The organism is Rubrivirga sp. (genome assembly GCF_049648075.1).
GTDB lineage: Bacteria > Bacteroidota > Rhodothermia > Rhodothermales > Rubricoccaceae > Rubrivirga.
The window spans coordinates 1-2,486 of record NZ_JBARYR010000024.1; the positions used below are offsets into that span (position 1 = coordinate 1).

Annotated in this window: 1 protein-coding gene and 1 pseudogene; both read left to right on the forward strand. The window is 66.6% G+C overall.

What is annotated here, in order from left to right:
• Positions 1-178 precede the first annotated feature (178 nt).
• Positions 179-1,564, forward strand: a complete 1,386-nt coding sequence (locus WBA11_RS00735; protein WP_424518819.1) for an MBL fold metallo-hydrolase RNA specificity domain-containing protein — start codon at positions 179-181, stop codon at positions 1,562-1,564.
• Positions 1,565-1,877: 313 nt separating this feature from the next.
• Positions 1,878-2,486 (forward strand): annotated as a pseudogene (locus WBA11_RS00740) (glutamate synthase subunit alpha); the annotation flags it as partial.

Sequence of the window (2,486 nt, forward strand, 5' to 3'; positions counted from 1 at the left end):
ATGCGCTCGGCGCGCGAGAAGGCAAACCTGGGAACGGTCAGTGACGACCTCGAGGTCGCTCCGTTGATCGCGAGGCTCCATACCCCGAAGGAGCCATCGAGGTCGAGCCCGGTATCACCACGTCCGACCTCGGTGCGCGTCGTCCTCGGGGACGCGCCGCCACCTCTCCCCTGCTGCTATGACTCTCACCTTTTGGGGCGCCGCCCAAACCGTCACCGGATCGCTCCACTACCTCGAGGTCGACGGGACGCGGCTGTTCCTGGACTGCGGCCTGTATCAGGGACGCCGCTCCGAGTCGCGCGAGCGCAACGAGGACTGGCCGTGCGAGCCGTCCACCGTCGACGCCGTCCTGCTGTCGCACGCGCACATCGACCACGCGGGGCTGTTGCCGAAGCTCTACCGCGACGGCTTCCGGGGGACCGTTTACGCGACGCACGCCACGCGCGACCTGTGCGCCATCATGTTGCGCGACAGCGCCTACATCCAGGAGAAGGACGCCGACTTTTTCAACCGCAAGATCCGTAGAAAGGGCGAGGAAGCCGTCGAGCCGCTCTACGACCAAGCGGACGCGGAGGGCGTGATGGGACTCTTCCACGGCGTCCCGTACGGCAAGCCGTTCACCGTTCCGGGCGCCCTCGAGGTCGTCTACCGCGACGCGGGACACATCCTGGGCTCGGCCTCGATGACGATCGACCTGCCCGGCGGCAGGCGACTCGGGTTCACGGGCGACTTGGGCAACCCCGGCCGGCCGATCCTGCGCGATCCCGTCCCGCTCCCGCCCGTCGACTGGTTGATTTGCGAGAGCACCTACGGCGGACGCGAGCACGAACCGACGGACGAGGCCAAGGAGCGACTGGCCGAGATTGTGACCTCGACAGCCGAAAAGGGCGGTCGCGTCGTAATCCCCGCGTTTGCGATCGGGCGGACGCAGGAGTTGGTGCACAACTTGGACCAGTTGTGGAACGAGGACCGGATTCCCCACATCCCCGTCTTCGTCGACAGCCCCCTCGCGGTCAACGCGACGGCCGTCTTCCAGACGCACCCCGAGTGCTACGACGCGGACCTGCTCGAGTACATGCTCACCGACCCCAACCCGTTCGGGTTCGAGCGGCTCGAGTACGTCCGCGAGGCCGAGCGGTCGAAGGAGTTGAACGGGCTCCGCGTGCCGTTCGTCGTGATCTCGGCGTCCGGGATGGCCGAGGCCGGTCGGATCCTGCACCACCTGCGCAACACCGTCGAGGACGACAAGAACACCGTCTTGATCGTCGGCTACCAGGCCGAGCACACGCTGGGCCGGCGGATCGTGGAGCGCCGCGACGAGGTCAAGATCTTCGGACGCCCCCACTCGCTGCGCGCTCGCGTTGAGGTCATGAACACGTTTTCGGCCCACGCCGACGAGCTCGGCTTGGTGAACTTCGTCTCCGCTCTCGATCGGGACCGGTTGCAAACGGTCTTCCTCGTCCACGGAGACCCCGAGCGCCAGGCGGCGCTCACGAGCGCTCTCGAGGACGCGGGCGTGTCGAGCGTCGAGTCGCCGGAGCGGGGGTTCTCGGTCACGCTCTAACCCAGGTTTTCGGCCTCGATAGAGCTCGCGACCTCGAGGACGCGCCATTCTGTCGACTCCCGTGGACGAGCGCAACCCCGAACGCCTAATCCGATCTCGCGTCCCCGTTTAACTTTTTAAGGACTCTCGAAACTAAAAAGCGCTTCCGTTCGACCGGAACCGCTTTCAGCATTACATGCCGTAGCGAGAACGACCTCCGATGCGCTAGATAGAAGGACGGTTCGCACGATCTCCACGACAGCGATGAGATAGCCAGCAGCGTCCTCGAGGACGAGCAGGGTCGGTGCGAACCGGTCCTCTAGCCCGCGCCGCGATGTCCCGTTCTCTCTACTCTCCGTCTGACCACCACGACGCGTGTGGCGTCGGCTTCGTCGCGACGCTGACCAACCTGCCGACGCACGAGATCGTCCGGCAAGGCTTGGAGGTGTTGGTCCGCCTGGATCACCGAGGCGCCATCGGGGCCGACGGCCAAACGGGGGACGGGTGCGGGATCACAGTCCAGATCCCGGACGCCTTTTTCCACGCGGTCGCGAGCACGGCCGGCGTCGAGCTTCCGGCACAGGGCGACTACGCGCTCGGCACTCTGTTTCTGGACCCCGACACCCTCGAGGCACAGCGGCGCACCGTCGAGGCCGTCCTCGAGGACGAGTCGCTGCCGCTGCTGTGGTGGCGCGAGGTACCCGTCGAGGGCAGTGTGCCCGGTCCCATCGCGCGGCAGTCGCAGCCTGCGGTAGTCCAGATTGTCGTCGGAAAGCCGGAGGGAATTGAGCGCGGGGCGGCGTTCGAGCGCGCGCTGTACATCGCCCGCCGTCGCATCGAGCGTGCTCTCGAGAGCCGGCAGGCCGGTGTAGCCAACGGACACGTCACTTCACTGTCGTCCCAGACGGCGACCTACAAGGGGATGCTGACGCCAGCACAGCTC